Origin of the sequence: Streptomyces coerulescens, assembly GCF_042657965.1 — a bacterium.
In the GTDB taxonomy this organism is placed as follows: Bacteria; Actinomycetota; Actinomycetes; order Streptomycetales; family Streptomycetaceae; genus Streptomyces; species Streptomyces coerulescens.
Genome location: NZ_JBHSKM010000002.1, coordinates 395,449 through 410,459 on the forward strand (window position 1 = coordinate 395,449; position 15,011 = coordinate 410,459).

Annotated in this window: 13 protein-coding genes; 11 read left to right on the forward strand and 2 right to left on the reverse strand. The window is 72.9% G+C overall.

The features are described from left to right. Positions 1–35 precede the first annotated feature (35 nt). The 8 genes from ACFPQ9_RS03330 to ACFPQ9_RS03365 all read left to right on the forward strand — a co-directional run bounded on the left by ACFPQ9_RS03330 (position 36) and on the right by ACFPQ9_RS03365 (position 7,335). Positions 36–815 (forward strand): CoA transferase subunit A, encoded by a 780-nt coding sequence (locus ACFPQ9_RS03330; protein ID WP_380846176.1) that lies wholly within the window; start codon positions 36–38, stop codon positions 813–815. 2 nt (positions 816–817) lie between these two features. Then, on the forward strand, positions 818–1,462 hold the full coding sequence (locus ACFPQ9_RS03335; protein ID WP_380846179.1) for a CoA transferase subunit B: 645 nt from the start codon (positions 818–820) through the stop codon (positions 1,460–1,462). After that, positions 1,459–2,661 (forward strand): thiolase family protein, encoded by a 1,203-nt coding sequence (locus ACFPQ9_RS03340; RefSeq protein WP_380846182.1) that lies wholly within the window; start codon positions 1,459–1,461, stop codon positions 2,659–2,661. The genes ACFPQ9_RS03335 and ACFPQ9_RS03340 overlap by 4 nt, the downstream gene beginning before the upstream one ends. A 17-nt stretch (positions 2,662–2,678) precedes the next feature. Next, positions 2,679–3,452, forward strand: a complete 774-nt coding sequence (gene pcaH / locus ACFPQ9_RS03345; RefSeq protein WP_380846185.1) for a protocatechuate 3,4-dioxygenase subunit beta — start codon at positions 2,679–2,681, stop codon at positions 3,450–3,452. Between the two features lie 6 nt (positions 3,453–3,458). After that, complete coding sequence (pcaG, locus tag ACFPQ9_RS03350; RefSeq protein ID WP_380846188.1) at positions 3,459–4,064, forward strand: protocatechuate 3,4-dioxygenase subunit alpha; 606 nt, start codon at positions 3,459–3,461, stop codon at positions 4,062–4,064. Continuing rightward, a complete protein-coding gene (gene pcaB / locus ACFPQ9_RS03355; RefSeq protein WP_380846191.1) occupies positions 4,061–5,371 on the forward strand; it encodes a 3-carboxy-cis,cis-muconate cycloisomerase in 1,311 nt (436 codons plus the stop codon). Before pcaG ends, pcaB begins: the two co-directional genes overlap by 4 nt. Further along, entirely contained in the window at positions 5,368–6,480 is a 1,113-nt protein-coding gene (gene pcaDC / locus ACFPQ9_RS03360) for a bifunctional 3-oxoadipate enol-lactonase/4-carboxymuconolactone decarboxylase PcaDC (protein ID WP_380846194.1), read from the forward strand. The genes pcaB and pcaDC overlap by 4 nt, the downstream gene beginning before the upstream one ends. 63 nt (positions 6,481–6,543) lie before the next feature. Continuing rightward, the gene (locus tag ACFPQ9_RS03365; RefSeq protein ID WP_380846197.1) at positions 6,544–7,335 is read left to right on the forward strand and encodes an SDR family NAD(P)-dependent oxidoreductase; all 792 of its coding nucleotides are present in this window, start codon (positions 6,544–6,546) and stop codon (positions 7,333–7,335) included. Positions 7,336–7,409: 74 nt separating this feature from the next. On the opposite strand, the gene ACFPQ9_RS03370 is transcribed toward ACFPQ9_RS03365, so the two are convergent. Next, positions 7,410–10,076: an ATP-binding protein gene (locus tag ACFPQ9_RS03370; RefSeq protein WP_380846200.1), complete on the reverse strand. Its 2,667-nt coding sequence runs from the start codon at positions 10,074–10,076 to the stop codon at positions 7,410–7,412. Between the two features lie 252 nt (positions 10,077–10,328). Between ACFPQ9_RS03370 and ACFPQ9_RS03375 the strand changes: the two genes are divergently transcribed. The 3 genes from ACFPQ9_RS03375 to ACFPQ9_RS03385 all read left to right on the forward strand — a co-directional run bounded on the left by ACFPQ9_RS03375 (position 10,329) and on the right by ACFPQ9_RS03385 (position 14,010). Then, entirely contained in the window at positions 10,329–11,651 is a 1,323-nt protein-coding gene (locus ACFPQ9_RS03375) for an MFS transporter (protein WP_380846202.1), read from the forward strand. Positions 11,652–11,655: 4 nt separating this feature from the next. Further along, positions 11,656–12,810: an anhydro-N-acetylmuramic acid kinase gene (locus ACFPQ9_RS03380; protein WP_380846205.1), complete on the forward strand. Its 1,155-nt coding sequence runs from the start codon at positions 11,656–11,658 to the stop codon at positions 12,808–12,810. 117 nt (positions 12,811–12,927) lie between these two features. Continuing rightward, complete coding sequence (locus tag ACFPQ9_RS03385; protein WP_380846208.1) at positions 12,928–14,010, forward strand: DUF2510 domain-containing protein; 1,083 nt, start codon at positions 12,928–12,930, stop codon at positions 14,008–14,010. Between the two features lie 174 nt (positions 14,011–14,184). On the opposite strand, the gene ACFPQ9_RS03390 is transcribed toward ACFPQ9_RS03385, so the two are convergent. Then, positions 14,185–14,799, reverse strand: coding sequence for a TetR/AcrR family transcriptional regulator (locus tag ACFPQ9_RS03390; protein WP_380846211.1), 615 nt, complete (start codon positions 14,797–14,799; stop codon positions 14,185–14,187). Positions 14,800–15,011: the final 212 nt, after the last annotated feature.

The following is a 15,011-nucleotide window of genomic DNA, read 5'->3' on the forward strand; positions in this document are numbered from 1 at the left end:
GGTGCTGGGAGCTCGGAAGAGATGGGGCTTCTCGGATGGACAAGGTGGTCGCCACGGCCGTCGCGGCGGTGGCCGATGTCGGCGACGGCGCGTCGCTGGCGGTGGGCGGTTTCGGGCTGAGCGGTGTGCCGAACGTACTGATCCAGGCCCTGCACGAGCGAGGTGTGTCCGGACTGTCGGTGGTCTCCAACAACTGCGGCGCGATGGAGTCGGGCCTCGCGGTGCTGCTGGCCGCCGGGCGGATCGCCCGCGTGACCGGTTCCTACATCGGCGCGAACAAGGAGTTCGCCCGGCAGTACCTGGCCGGTGAGCTGGAGGTCGAGATGATCCCCCAGGGCACGCTGGCCGAGCGGCTGCGGGCGGGCGGGGCCGGCATCCCCGCGTTCTACACACCGGCCGGGGTGGGCACGCAGGTCGCCGAGGGCGGGCTGCCCTGGCGCTACGACGGTTCCGGCGGGGTCGCGCTCGCCTCCCCGCCGAAGGAGGTGCGGGAGTTCGACGGTACCGAGTACGTGCTGGAGCGCGGCATCCGGACCGACTTCGCGCTGGTGCGGGCCGCCAAGGGCGACCGGCACGGGAACCTGGTCTTCAACAAGTCCACCCGCAACTTCAACCCGCTGGCCGCGATGGCCGGGCGGGTGACGATCGCCGAGGTCGAGGAACTCGTGGAGCCGGGCGCGATCGATCCGGACGCGGTGCATCTGCCGGGGATCTTCGTGCAGCGGGTCGTGGCGCTCACCCCGGAGCAGGCCGCGGACAAGGGCATCGAGCAGCGCACGGTTTCCGTGCCCCAGGCACGAGGAACGGAGAACTGATCATGGCGTGGACGCGGGAAGAGATGGCCGCGCGGGCCGCACGCGAGCTGGCCGACGGCCAGTACGTCAATCTCGGCATCGGCCTGCCGACCCTGATCCCGAACTACCTCCCGGAGGGCGTGGAGGTGGTCCTGGAGTCCGAGAACGGCATCCTGGGCACCGGCCCCTACCCCACCGAGGACGAGGTCGACCCCGACCTGATCAACGCCGGCAAGGAGACCGTGACGGTCCTGCCCGGCGCCTCCTTCTTCGACTCGGCACTGTCGTTCTCGATGATCCGCGGCGGGCACATCGATGTCGCCGTGCTCGGCGCCATGCAGGTGTCCCAGAACGGTGACCTGGCGAACTGGGCCATCCCCGGCAAGCTGATCACCGGCATCGGCGGGGCGATGGACCTGGTGCACGGTGCCCGCACGGTCATCGTGGTGATGACCCACACCGCCAAGGACGGCTCACCGAAGATCCTCACCGAGTGCGCGCTGCCGCTCACCGGCAAGGCGTGTGTGAACCGGATCATCACCGACCTCGGGGTCCTGGACGTCACCGAGGACGGGCTGCTGCTCGTGGAGACGGCACCCGGCGTGAGCGCCGACGAGATCATCGCGAGGACCGACGCCAAGCTCACCGTCGCGGAGGGCCTGCTGTGAAGACCGTCTACCTCGTGGACGCGGTCCGCACCCCCATCGGCCGCTACAACGGGAGCCTGGCGAGTGCGCGCCCGGACGACCTGGCCGCCCACGCGATCCGTGAACTGATGGGTCGTACGCCCGACTTGGACCCCTCCCGGGTCGAGGACGTCTACTTCGGCAACGCCAACGGCGCCGGCGAGGAGAACCGCAACGTCGGCCGTATGGCCGCCCTTCTCGCCGGGCTGCCCACCTCCGTGCCGGGCGTCACCGTCAACCGGCTGTGCGCCTCCGGCCTAGAAGCGGTCATCCAGGCCGCCCGCGCCATCGCCGCCGGGGACGCCTCCATCGCCGTCGCCGGTGGCGTGGAGTCCATGACGAGAGCGCCGTACGTACTGCCCAAGTCCGACCGGCCCTTCCCTGCCGGGCACACGGAGCTGTACTCCACCACCCTGGGCTGGCGCATGGTCAACCCGCGGATGGAACCGCAGTGGACCATCCCGCTCGGCGAGTCGGCCGAGCTGATCGCGGACAAGCACAAGATCGGACGGGAGCAGCAGGACGAGTACGCGCTGGCCTCGCACCTGAAGGCCGCACAGGCCCGGCGGGCCGGTCTGTTCGACGTCGAGCTCGCGCCCGTGCCGATCCCGCAGCGCAAGGGCGACCCCGTCGTCTTCGCGGCAGACGAGTGCGTACGGCCCGACGCCTCCCTGGCCGCCATGGCCAAGCTGAAGCCGTCGTTCCGTACCCCCGACGGGACCGTCACCGCGGGCAACGCCTCGCCGCTGAACGACGGTGCCGCCGCCCTGCTGCTGACCGACGAAAAGGGCCTCAAGGCCACCGGCCGCGAGCCGCTCGCCCGGATCTCCGCCACCGGCGTCAACGCGCTCGACCCGCACTACTTCGGCCTCGCCCCCGTCGAGGCCGTCAACCGTGCCCTCGCCAAGGCGGGCAAGGGCTTCGGCGACCTGGACGTGCTGGAGCTGAACGAGGCGTTCGCCGCCCAGGTCCTGGGCTGCGTCGCCGAATGGCCCGAGTTCGACCCGGCGATCCTCAACCCGCAGGGCGGCGCCATCGCCCTCGGTCACCCGCTCGGCGCCTCCGGTGCCCGGCTCGCCGGCACCGTCGCCCACCAACTCGCCCGCAAGGGCGGCGGCGTCGGCGTCGCCACCCTCTGCATCGGCGTCGGCCAGGGCCTCGCCCTCGTCCTGGAGCGTTAGGAACCCGAGGAACTCCCATGACTCTCACCCAGCACGACATCGACCAGGAGATCGCGGCCGAGCACGCCGCGTACGAGAAGCGGGTCGCCGACGGCGCCCCCGTCGAGCACCATCCGCGGCGCGGCTACGCCCCGTACCGCTCCTCCGCCCTGCGCCACCCGAAGCAGCCGCCGATCTCCATCGACACAAGCAAGGACCCGGAGCTGGTGGAGCTGCACTCCCCCGCCTTCGGCGAGCGTGACATCACCGAGATCGACAACGACCTCACCCGGCAGCACACCGGTGAGCCGATCGGCGAGCGCATCACCGTCGAGGGCCGCCTCCTCGACCGCGACGGCCGCCCGATCCGCGGCCAGCTGATCGAGATCTGGCAGGCGAACTCGGCCGGCCGCTACGCCCATCAGCGCGAGCAGCACGACGCCCCGCTGGACCCCAACTTCACGGGCGTCGGCCGCACCCTGACCGACGACAGCGGCTTCTACCGCTTCACGACCGTCCAGCCGGGCCCGTACCCCTGGCGGCAGCACGAGAACGCCTGGCGGCCGGCCCACATCCACTTCTCGCTGTTCGGGACGGCGTTCACGCAGCGGCTCGTGACCCAGATGTACTTCCCGAGCGACCCGCTGTTCCCGTACGACCCGATCATCCAGTCGGTGACGGACGACGCGGCCCGGCAGCGGCTGGTGGCAACGTACGACCACAGCCTTTCCGTGCCGGAGTTCTCGATGGGCTACCACTGGGACATCGTGCTCGACGGGCCCGCCGCCACCTGGATCGAAGAAGGGCGCTGACCTGCCATGACGAAGATCGACACGAGCCGCCCGGAGACGGTGCTCCCCACTCCGTCGCACACGGTCGGCCCCTTCTACGGCCACGCGCTGCCCTTCCCCGGCGGCGGCGACATCGCTCCCGTAGGCCATCCGGCCACGATCACCCTCCAGGGGTACGTCCTCGACGGCGCGGGCAAGCCGCTCCCGGACGCCTTCGTGGAGCTGTGGGGCGCCGACCCGGACGGCCGGATCTCGCAGGTCGACGGCTCGATGCGGCGGGACCCGGCGAACGGCGGCTTCCTGGGCCGCAACGGCGTGGAGTTCACCGGCTGGGGGCGCGTGCAGACGGACGCGGCCGGCCACTGGACGGCCCGTACCCTGCGGCCGGGGGCGCGTGGACGGAGCGCGCCGTACCTCAGCGTGTGCGTGTTCGCACGCGGGCTGCTGATGCACCTGTTCACCCGCATCTATCTGCCGGGCGACACCGCGGCGCTGGCCGCCGACCCGCTGCTCGCCGGGCTGGAGGAGGCCCGACGCGACACGCTGATCGCCGAGGAGCAGGGCCGGGACGCATACCGTTTCGACATCCGCCTTCAGGGCGAGGGCGAGACGGTCTTCCTGGAGTTCCAGTGACTTCTGCCGACGGCGACGACACCGGCCTGCTCGCCCCCGGGCGGGCAGGCTCCCCCGCGGCCTGCGCGACCGGCGACACGGCCTGGCTGCAGGCCCTGCTCGACGCGGAGGCCGCCCTAACCCGGGCCCAGGCCGCCCTCGGCCTCGCCCCGGCGGGGGCCGCGCAGGCGGTGACGCGGGCGGCGGACGCCGGGCGGTTCGACGTACGGTCCCTCGCCGAGCGCGCCCGCGCCGGCGGCAACCCGGTCATCCCCCTGGCCGGCGACCTGACGAAGGCCGTCGGCGAAGAGTACGGCGAGGAGTACGGCACCTACGTCCACCGGGGCGCGACCAGCCAGGACATCATGGACACGGCGACGATGCTGGTCGCCGCGCGCACGCTCGACCCGGTCCTCGGCGACCTGGACCGCACGGCGGCGGCGCTCGCCCGGCTGTCCGCCGAGCACCGTGACACCGCGATGCCGGGGCGCACGCTGACCCAGCACGCCGTGCCGACCACGTTCGGGCTGAAGGCGGCCGGGTGGCGGTCTCTGGTGCTCGACGCACGGGACCGGGTACGCGCGGTGCGGGACTCCCTGCCCGCCCAACTCGGCGGCGCGGCGGGGACGTTGGCGGCGATCGGGGCGTACGGCGCGAGCGATCCGACCGCGCTGCCGGCCGCCTACGCCCGTGAACTCGGCCTCCGGGCGCCCGACCTGCCCTGGCACACCCTGCGCACGCCCGTGGCCGACCTGGCCGGATGTCTGGCCTTCACGGCGGGCGCCCTCGGCAAGGTCGCCGTGGACGTGCTCACTCTCTCCCGCACCGAGATCGCCGAGGTCGCGGAGGGCAGCGGCGGCGGCTCCTCCGCGATGCCGCACAAGTCCAACCCCGTACGGTCCACCCTCATCGCCTCCGCCGCCCGGCGGGCACCGCAGCTCGCGGCCACGCTGTACGGGTCGCTGGCGGCGGAGGACGAGCGGCCGGCCGGCGCCTGGCACGCCGAGTGGGAGCCGCTGAGGGATCTGCTTCGGCTGGTCGGCGGGGCCGCCCGGGACGCCGTGGAACTCGCCGAGGGACTGCGGACCAGGCCCGAGGCCATGCGCGAACACCTCGATCTCACCCAGGGGTTGATCGTCTCCGAGCGGCTGTCCGCCGAGCTGGCCCCGGTGCTGGGCCGGGCCCGCGCCAAGGAACTGCTCACCCGGCTGGCCGCCGAGGGACGTCCGCTCGCCGAAGCACCCGAGCTGGCGGACGTCGACCTCGACCCCACCCACTACACCGGCTCCGCCGGAGCCCTCACCGACCGCGCCCTGGAGCGACGTTGAAACTCCTCGACCACCGTGCCGAAGGGCCCACCTCGGCACCGCCGCTGCTGCTCGGACCCTCGCTCGGCACGTCGTCCGCCCTGTGGGACAAGGTCGCGCCGGAGCTGTCGATCAGCCATCGGGTGGTCCGCTGGGAACTGCCGGGGCACGGCGGTTCGGCCGCCGATCTCATCGGGGCGGGCGCGACGATCGGTGACCTCGCCGCACTGGTGCTGGCGCTCGCCGACGCGCTCGGCATCGAGCGGTTCGCGTACGCGGGCGTGTCGCTCGGCGGTGCGGTGGGACTGCATCTCGCCGTGCACCACCCCGAGCGGGTCGACTCGCTGGCCGTGATCTGTGCGTCGGCGCACTTCAACGGCTCGAAGCCGTGGGAGGAGCGGGCCGCACTCGTGCGCCGCGAGGGGCTCGCCGGGCTCGCCGAGAGCGCGAACGCCCGCTGGTTCACCCCCGGGTTCACCGTGCCGGAGCTGGTGCGGGACCAACGGGACGCCGATCCGGCCGCGTACGCCGCCTGCTGTGACGCCCTCGCCGCGTTCGACCTGCGCGACCGGCTGGCCGAGATCTCCACCCCGACGCTGCTGATCGCCGGGCGCGAGGACCCCGCGACCCCGCCGGTCCATCTGCGGGAGATCGCGGACGCGGTGCCGAACGCCGCGCTCGTCGAGATCCCGGGCGCCTCGCACCTGGCGCCCGCCCAGTGCCCGGAGGCCGTGCTCACCGCGCTGCGGGCGCACTTCGACGGGGCGTCCGGGCGCGGCATGGAGGTGCGGCGCGAGGTGCTCGGCGACACCCACGTGGACCGGGCGCAGGCCCGGCAGACCCCGTTCACCGCACGCTTCCAGGACTTCATCTCGCGCTACGCCTGGGGCGAGATCTGGACCGACCCGACGCTCACCCGCCGCGAACGCAGCATGATCACCCTGACGGCGCTGGTCGCGCACGGCCACTACGACGAGCTGGCCATGCACGTCCGGGCGGCCCGACGGAACGGTCTGACGCCGGAGGAGATCGGCGCCGTACTGCTCCAGACGGCCGTGTACTGCGGGGTCCCGGCGGCGAACTCGGCGTTCGCGACCGCCCAGCGGGTGCTCGCGGAAGAGGAAGGGTGACCCTGCCGGTCGTAGCCTCAGCAGCACCTCGCACATGCCCCCGCCCGCGCCTACGGTGGGGGCATGTCCACGATTCTGATCACCGGCGCCACCTCCGGTCTCGGCCGCTACGTGGCCTTCGAGCTGGTCCGCTCCGGGCACAGCGTCCTGGCCCACGGACGGGACGCGGGCCGTGTCGAGCGGCTCGCCGAGGAGCTGCGGGCCGAGGGCGAGGCCGAGGGATTCGTGGCGGACCTCGCCTCACTGGATCAGGTACGGCAGCTGGCGGCGCATGTCGCCGGGGAGCATCCCGAGCTCGACGTGCTGATCAACAACGCGGGGGTGGGTTTCGGCTCGCCCGGCTCGGGCCGTGAACTCAGCGTCGACGGGCATGAACTGCGGCTGGCGGTGAACTACTTGGCGCCGGTCGCGCTGACCCGCGCCCTGCTGCCCGTGCTGCGCGCGAACGCGCCCGCGCGGATCGTCAACGTGGGTTCGGCGGGCCAGGAGCCGATCGACCTCGACGACCCGGAGCTGACCCGCGGCTACGACGGCCGCTCGGCGTACGGGCGCAGCAAGTTCGCGCTCGCGGCCCATACGTTCACCCTCGCGGAGGAGCTGGCCGGCACCGGCGTCTCCGTCAACGTGCTGCACCCGGCGACGTTCATGGACACGGGCATGGTCCGCGAGGGCGGCATCACGCCCTGGTCCACGGTCGCCGACGGCGCGCCGGGCGTCGTAGCCCTGGCGACCGGGGACATGGGAACGGGCGGCTACTTCGACGGCACGTCGCGGGCACGGGCACACGAAAAGACCTACGACGCGAGCGTCCAGCGACGACTGACCGCCGTCACAGATCAACTCCTCAAGCTCTGACGCGCCCCGACAGGGGCGCGGGGAACTGCGCGACCAGCCCCAACGGCGCCGCAGCCGAATCCGCCCCCGCCCCCCTAGCGGAGCGCCACCGCCTCGCCCTGGAGCACCAGCCCGTCCGCCCCGCACGACTGCGCGAGCGTGATCCCCCGCCGCAACTCCGTGGCGGAGCGCGCGGCGATGCCGTACTCGACACGGGCGGCGGCGTGTTCGTACTGACACGGTGAGGCTTCCAGATAGGTGACCGCCTGCTCGGCCAGACGCACCGCACGCTGCCCCGTCTCCAGCGCGGCAGCGCACCGCAGCGCCTCCCCGATGGCGGTGTCGGTGCCCAGGCGTTCGGCGCTGCGGCGGACCTCGGTGGCCAGGCGGGCGGCCCGCTCCGGGTCCTCGCTCGCCAGGGCCCGGGTGAGGTCGACGGCCCAGGGGGCGAGCACCGGGTTGTGGTGGCCGCGTGCTTCGGCCGCTTTCTCCGCCGCCTCCAGTTCGTTGATGCCGTCCTTGGTGCGGCCGACGGCCAGCAGCAGCCGGCCCCGGACGGAGCGCGGGTCCGGCAGGACGATGGTGGACGGGTAGGGCGGGGCGAAGCCGTACTGGTCGGCGATGTCCCAGGCCTCCTGGACATGGCCGCGGGCGAGCAGTGTGTCGACGAGGTTGCAGGTGGCGGACCAGTGCAGGGGCAGCCGCCGGCCGACGCGCTCGGCGAGCGCCAGCGACTTGCGCAGGGACGCCTCCGCCTCACGCAGCCGGCCGCGTCGGCGCAGCCCGAGTCCGACGTAGGCGTGGGCCAGGGAGAGGTGGCCGCCGCTCCAGCCGGCGGACTCGTAGGCGCGCAGCGCCTCGTTGTAGAGGGCCTCCGCGCGGTCGAGCCGGTCCGTGTAGGCGTAGGCGCTGGCCGGCATCATCGGCAGTTCGATGCCCCATTCGGGGTCGGTCCAGCCGAGTCCGGGGGCGAGACGGCCGTTGACGAGGGCGCGGTCGCACAGTTCGACGACCTCCTCGGCGTTCTCGCCGCGGGCCATGGCGTCGAAGCCGCGCAGTATGAGCAGGGCGCGCTCGGGGTTGTCGCGGCCTGTGCAGGTCCGGGCGAGTTCGGCGAGGCGGGTGGAGCGCCCGGGTGAGGTCGTCTCGCCCGCGTGGATGCCCTCCCACATGAACTGCACGGCCTGGAGGCGCAGCCTGGCCGGTCCGGCCGGGTGCCGGGCGGCCTCGGCCTCGACCGTGCGGACGGCCTCCTCCAGCTGGTCGTTGTGGAGGAGGGCCTGGGAGAGGCGGTAGACGGCGTCGACGCGTTCGTCGCCGTCGAGGCCGGGCATGGCGAGGGCGGTCTGGAGGTGGTCGATGGTCTTGGCGGGCGCGGTCAGCAGGGTGGCGCAGCCGAGTTCGTGGAGCACGCGCGCGTGGACCGCGGGCAGCGGCGGCTCCAGCAGGGCGCGCTCCAGACGGCGGCGGGCCGCGTCGGGGGCGCCGACGGCGAGGTGCTCGCGGGCGGCCTCGCGCAGCTGCTCGACCAGTTCCTCGTCGTCGTCCGGGTGGACTTCGAGGAGGTGGCGGGCGGCGACGGCTGCGCCCTGGCCGTTGTCGGTGACGACGCGGGCGGCGATGCCGTGCATCGCGGTGCGCAGGGCGTCCGGGATGGAGTTGTAGACGGCGGTGGCGATCAGCGGATGCACGAACTGCAGGTCGCCGTCGTCGGGTTGGACGCCCGCCGGGTCGGCCTCGGTGAGGATGCGGGCGGTGCGCAGCTTCTCGGCGCAGCGCACGGCCTCGTCCAGGTTCATGGTGGCGAGTTCGGCGACCAGGTCGACGGAGATGCCGGTGCCGAGTATCGCGGCCGCCCAGGCGAACCGGGTGGACTCGATGCCGAGGGTCTCCAGACGGGCGACGAGGCCGCCGCCGCGGGCAGCGCGGTTCAGGGCGCGCAGCTCGTCGGCCGCGGACTCGGTCGGCTCGAGTTCGCTGTCCTGGACCTTGGCGAGGAGTTCGACGGTCTCGTACGGGTTGCCGCCGGTGACCGCCCAGACCTCGCGGCAGAACGGGGCGTCGGCGTGCGCGCCCAGGGTGGCGCGGGTCAGGCCGGTGGTGGCGTCCGGGGTGAGGGCGCTCAGGGTGGCGACGGACGAGCCCGCGGCGGCGATCGTGTCCAGGTGGCGCGCGCTGTCGCCGCTGGTCTCGCCGGGGCGGCGGGCCACGACGACCAGGACGTTCTGTTCGCCGACGTGCTCGGCGAACGCGGCGAGCCAGCGCAGGGTCTCCTGGTCGGCCCAGTGCGCGTCGTCGATCAGCAGGACCAGCGGCCAGTCGCGCCGGGCCAGCCTGCGTACGGCGGCGACCAGGCCGTCGCACACGCCCTGCGGGTCGGCCTGGCGGTCGCCGGGGTCCGTTATCCCGAGGGCGGGTCCGGCGATGTCGTACCAGTCGCCGAGGTACTCGCGCGCCTCCTCCGGCATCAGCGACAGCAGCGCGGGCTGGAGCAGCTGCCGTACGACGTTGAAGGGGACGGAGCTCAGGGTCTCGCTGCCGCGGGCGGACCAGACCGTACAGCCGCGGGTCTCGGCGATCCGACGGGTTTCGGCCAGCAGCGCCGTCTTGCCGAGTCCCGCCTCGCCCCGGAGCACCAGGAGGCTGCCCGACGAGGAGTTGTCCGCGCACAGCGTGTCGAGGGCCTCCTCGACCGCGGCGAGTTCCTCGTCGCGCTCCCAAAGGGGAGCCGAGGCGGCCGGCGTGGGCCGTACCTGAGTCATCCCGCTACCTCCCCGAAGTCGCCCTGACGACGTACCGACCTCGAGCGTAGCCGTACGGGTGACTGAGTGGAGGCCGGTCCGGGCAGCTGTTGCCGTGATGGGTGACGGTGGGTGCGGGCGGGCGACGCGAAGGGCGCGCGACCTGCCCCGGAAAACCTAAAAGGCAGTCAAAAACCGACGGCCGAACCGGCGTTCAGTCGGCATCCGCTCGACGCCGCGTTCGACCCTCGGGCGACTTACGAAGGCGCGGGGATGACGTTGGCTTTCCACGAGCGAGGCACGGTCCGGTCCCGCAAGGCCCTGGTCGCGGGGTCGGTGGGCAACTTCATCGAGTGGTACGAGTTCGGTGTCTACGGCTACTTCGCGACGATCATCGCTGCGCGCTTCTTCACCCCGGAGGGCGGCAGTGAGGTCGAGGCGCTGGTCAAGACGTACGCCTCGTTCGCGCTCGCGTTCTTCTTCCGGCCCGTCGGAGCGGCGCTGTTCGGCCGGCTCGGGGACCGGATCGGGCGGCGTCCGGTGCTGATCCTGGTGATCACGCTGATGACCGGGGCGACGACCCTGATCGGCGCCCTGCCGACGTACGCCACCGTCGGCGCGCTCGCGCCGTGGCTGCTGACGTTCCTGCGGGTGCTGCAAGGGCTCTCGGCGGGCGGCGAGTTCGGTGGCGCGGTGTCGGTGATGACCGAATTCGCGCCACCCGGGCGGCGCGGGCTGTACGGGTCGTGGCAGTCGTTCACGGTCGCGCTGGGGCTGCTGGGCGGCGCGGGGGTGGCGGCGCTGCTCGCCACCGTGCTGACCGAGGCGCAACTGGGCGACTGGGGCTGGCGGTTGCCGTTCCTGCTGACCTTGCCGCTGGGTCTCGGTGCGCTGTGGTTGCGGCTGCGGCTGGACGAGACGCCGGCGTTCCAGCAGGAGCGGCGGACCGAACGGCCGCCCGCGCGGGAGGTCGCCGGGGCGATCGCGCTGGGGGCCGGGCGGATCATGGGGTGGGCGGCGGCCGGCTACACCTTCCTGGTGGTGCTGCCGTCGTATCTCCAGTCCACGCTGGACGCGTCCTTCCAGCAGGCGCTGATCGCAACGGTGCTGGCGAACTTCGGCTTCGCGGTGACGATCGTGCCGGCGGGATGGCTCAGCGACCGGCTCGGACGGCGGCCGGTGATGCTGACGGGAGCGGTGCTCGTGGTGCTGCTCGCGGTACCGCTGCTCAACCTTCTTCAGGCCCCGGGCGTTTCCCTCACCGTGAAGGGTGCGGCAGTGTGGGGCGCGGGAGCCGTGGTGGGGCTGATGGCGGGACCGGGACCTGCGATGCTCGCGGAACTGTTCCCGACGAAGGTGCGCTACACGGGGCTGGGGCTCGCCTACGCCTTGTCCAATGCGGTGTTCTCGGGGTGCGCCGGCCTCATCATCACGGAGACGATCGAACGGACGGGAAGCGTGGACATCCCCGCGTACTACGCGGCGGCCACGTGCGCGGTGAGCGCTCTGGCGCTGGCGTGGACGCCGAGGGCGGGCGCCGGGGCCGGGGCTGCGAAGGTTCCGGTGGCGGAGGACACGAAGGGAAAGGCGAGTTGATCGGATGCGGGTGATCGGCCTGATGTCGGGCACGTCGTACGACGCCATCGACGCCGGCGCCGCCGACCTGAGCCTCGACGGCGACAGCCTCGCCCTGAAGCCGCTGGGTCTGGTGAGCGAGGCGTACGACGAGACGCTGCGGGACGCGCTCGCGGCTTCGCTGCCGCCGGGGGCGACCTCGATGGCCGAGGTGTGCCGGCTCGACACCCGCATCGGGCAGGCCTTCGCCGCGACGGCGGTCCGCGCGGTGCGTGAACTGTGCGACGGACGGGCGGAGTTGATCGCCTCGCACGGGCAGACCGTGTACCACTGGGCCGAGGACGGCCGGGTGCACGGCACGCTCCAGCTCGGACGGCCCGCGTGGATCGCCGAGGCGACCGGGCTGCCGGTGGTCGCCGACTTCCGCTCGCGCGACATCGCCGCCGGCGGCCAGGGAGCACCGCTGGTCAGCCTGGTCGACCTGCTGTGGCTGCGCGGCCGCCCGGGCACGCCCGTCGCGCTCAACATCGGCGGCATCGCCAACCTCACCGCGCCCGACGGCACCGCCTTCGACACCGGGCCCGGCTGCGCGCTGATCGACGCGGCGGCGCGGGGGTTCAGCGGCGGACGGCTGTCGTACGACGTCGACGGGGCGCTGGCCGGTCGCGGCACCGTCCATGAGCCCCTGCTGCGCCGGCTGCTGGAAGAGCCGTACTACGCGCTGCCCGCGCCGAAGACGACCGGCAAGGAGCTGTTCCACCTGGGTCATCTGCGGGACGCGCTGTCCGGTGTCGGCACCCTGCCCGCCGAGGACGTCGTCGCCACGCTGACCATGCTTACGGCGCGGACGGTCGCCGATGCCGTGGGCTCGCTGGGCGCGACCGAGGTCGTCGTCTCGGGGGGCGGGACGCGCAACCCCGTGCTGATGCGGATGCTCGGGCAGCGGCTGCCCGGGGTGGCGCTGCGCACCTCCGACGAGCTGGGGCTGCCGTCGGCCGCGAAGGAGGCGTACGCCTTCGCGGTGCTGGGCTTCCTGACCGCGCACGGCCTGCCCGGCGCCGTGCCGTCGGCCACCGGCGCCCGGCACGCGCGCGTGCTGGGTTCGATCACGCCGGGGCGGGACGGACTGCGGCTTCCACCGCCGGCCGGGCAGCGGCCCGTGCGGCTCGTCGTGGAGTGACGCCGGGCGATATGCCGTGGTCCCGCCGGCGGGAATCAGCACCGACCGGGCCGACATTCCGGAATCCGGACCGGGTCCTCTCATCCCGCTTTCACCGACGCCTCATACGGTGTGCACATGACGCAGGTGACTCCTCCCGGCTGGTACCCCGACCCCGGCCGGAAAAGTGACGGTCCGCCCACCGAGCGCTGGTGGGACGGCAAGGCATGGACGGACCAGGTCCGGCCCGCGGGGTCGACCGGCGGCTGGAGTCCGCCGGAGCAGCCGCGGGCCGACGCGGTGCCCTCGGCGCAGCCGGAGCAGCCGCCGACCGCGGGCGAGCCCTCGGCGTATCCGGCCCACCCGCAGCAGCCGGCCCATCCGGCGTACCCGGGCTACCCCGTGCACCCCGGCTATCCCGGCCAGGTGCAGTCGGGCGGCCGGCGTGGTCTGCGCACGGGCATAGCCGTGGGGGTGGCCGCGGTCGTTCTCGCGAGCATCGGCGTCGGTGTGTACGCGCTGGCCGCGAACGACGGCTCGGGCGGCGGCTCCAACTCCCAGCAGCGCCCGGGAGGACAGGGCGGGCAGGACGGCGGTGGCGGTCCCGGTGGCGGGCAGGGCGGCCCCTTCGGGGACTCCGGCGGCGGCTCCGGTGGGCGGTCGCCCGCGCCGGAGGGGTCCGAGGCACCGCGGATCGAGAGCGGTTCGGTGTCCGACCCGGTGAACGGGATCAGCATCCCCGTGCCGGAGGGATGGTACGGCCAGGAGATCACCGCGGGGGCCCAGGTGTCGTCCAAGGAGACGTACAAGTGCCCCGCCGACACCTCCGAGACCTGCATGAAGGGCGGTGCCTACTCGGTCCCCGCGCTGGCGCTCGGCACCAAGGGCGAGACCGCCGAGGAGATCGCCAAGGCGGACATCGCGGCGAATGCCGAGGACTCCTACGGCAAGGGGTACGGCGAGATCACCTCGCACGAGGTGCTGGCCTCCAAGGCGGTGACCGTGGCCGGGCAGAAGGGCTATCTGGTCCGCTGGAAGGCGGTCACGAGCAAGGGCGCCGACGGCTACGTCGAGTCGCTCGTCTTCCCCTCCCCCGCGAATGAGCGGCAGATGGTCGTGGTCCGGTTCGGCGTCGACGTCGGCGAGAAGCAGTCGGTGATCGACGAGATCACCAAGGGCATCAAGGTGTCCACCGGCGGGGGCAACGGCCAGGACGTCTGATCCCCCATCGCCCCGCCCCGCCTCCCTGCGGCCCCGGACAAGAGGCGGCCGGGTGGGACTCCTCTCCGCTCAAGAGGAACCCCACCCGGCCGGGGGGTGCGCGCCGCCCCCGTCCCCACGGTGCGGCGCGGAACAGGTCACCGTCCAGTCATCCCGTGGACGGCGGCCTGGGTCCTATGTGAGTCCGAGCGTCGGCAGCACGGCGGCTTCCACGAATCGGACGATGTACTCCGGGTCGGCGTCCTCGCCCTCCAGTACGGGCCGGGCACGCAGCACGCCGAAGATCTGGGCGGGGATGTACTCCAGCGCCGGATTGTCGGCAGCGACCTCTCCCCGCTCGACGCCGCGCCTGAGGATCTGCCGCAGTGCGTCGATCTCCGGGTCGATGAGCGCCTCCCGCAGCGCCTTCTTGAGCTCCGGATCCTCCATGACCGCGTGGCCGAGGGCCTGCAACAGCCGGGTGTCCTTCGCCGACCAGGTCCCCGCGGCCCGTGCGGCCTCCCGCAGGTCGTCCGCGAGCGTGCCGGTGTCGATGCCGTCGAAACGGGTCAGCCGGCTGGCGCGCAGGGCGGCCGCGACGAACTGCGGCTTCGTCTTCCACTGCCGGTAGAGCGTGGCCTTGCTGCACCGCGTGCTGGCTGCCACACCCTCCATGGTGACGGAGTCGTAGCCGCAGGCCCGGACTTGTTCGAGCACGGCGTCGAAGAACTCCTGCTCACGCTCGGGCGTGATCTTGGAGCGGCGCGAGGCGGCGACCGTCTCCGGTCCGTCCGCGGCCTGCGACGTCATCTGCTCGTCTCCTCGCTCGGGTGCCACGCCCCGCCCTGTCCGGGGGCCTGTCTTCCAGTGTGTCGCACGTCTATCGAAACGTCACTGTACCGGAACGTCGGCGTATCGGTACAGTGTCGTATCGGTACAGGCACGTTTCGGTACGTGGCCGTATCGATGAGTTCGCCGAACCCGCGGAGTCATCAGCTCGACAGCACAGCCAGCACCACCCA

Bases quoted from the DNA above. Each gene is read 5' to 3' on its own strand.
- ACFPQ9_RS03330 (WP_380846176.1), top strand. From the start codon at position 36: ATGGACAAGGTGGTCGCCACGGCCGTCGCGGCGGTGGCCGATGTCGGC.
- ACFPQ9_RS03335 (WP_380846179.1), top strand. From the start codon at position 818: ATGGCGTGGACGCGGGAAGAGATGGCCGCGCGGGCCGCACGCGAGCTG.
- pcaH (WP_380846185.1), top strand. From the start codon at position 2,679: ATGACTCTCACCCAGCACGACATCGACCAGGAGATCGCGGCCGAGCAC.
- pcaG (WP_380846188.1), top strand. From the start codon at position 3,459: ATGACGAAGATCGACACGAGCCGCCCGGAGACGGTGCTCCCCACTCCG.
- ACFPQ9_RS03365 (WP_380846197.1), top strand. From the start codon at position 6,544: ATGTCCACGATTCTGATCACCGGCGCCACCTCCGGTCTCGGCCGCTAC.
- ACFPQ9_RS03370 (WP_380846200.1), bottom strand. From the start codon at position 10,076: ATGACTCAGGTACGGCCCACGCCGGCCGCCTCGGCTCCCCTTTGGGAG.
- ACFPQ9_RS03375 (WP_380846202.1), top strand. From the start codon at position 10,329: ATGACGTTGGCTTTCCACGAGCGAGGCACGGTCCGGTCCCGCAAGGCC.
- ACFPQ9_RS03380 (WP_380846205.1), top strand. From the start codon at position 11,656: ATGCGGGTGATCGGCCTGATGTCGGGCACGTCGTACGACGCCATCGAC.
- ACFPQ9_RS03385 (WP_380846208.1), top strand. From the start codon at position 12,928: ATGACGCAGGTGACTCCTCCCGGCTGGTACCCCGACCCCGGCCGGAAA.
- ACFPQ9_RS03390 (WP_380846211.1), bottom strand. From the start codon at position 14,799: ATGACGTCGCAGGCCGCGGACGGACCGGAGACGGTCGCCGCCTCGCGC.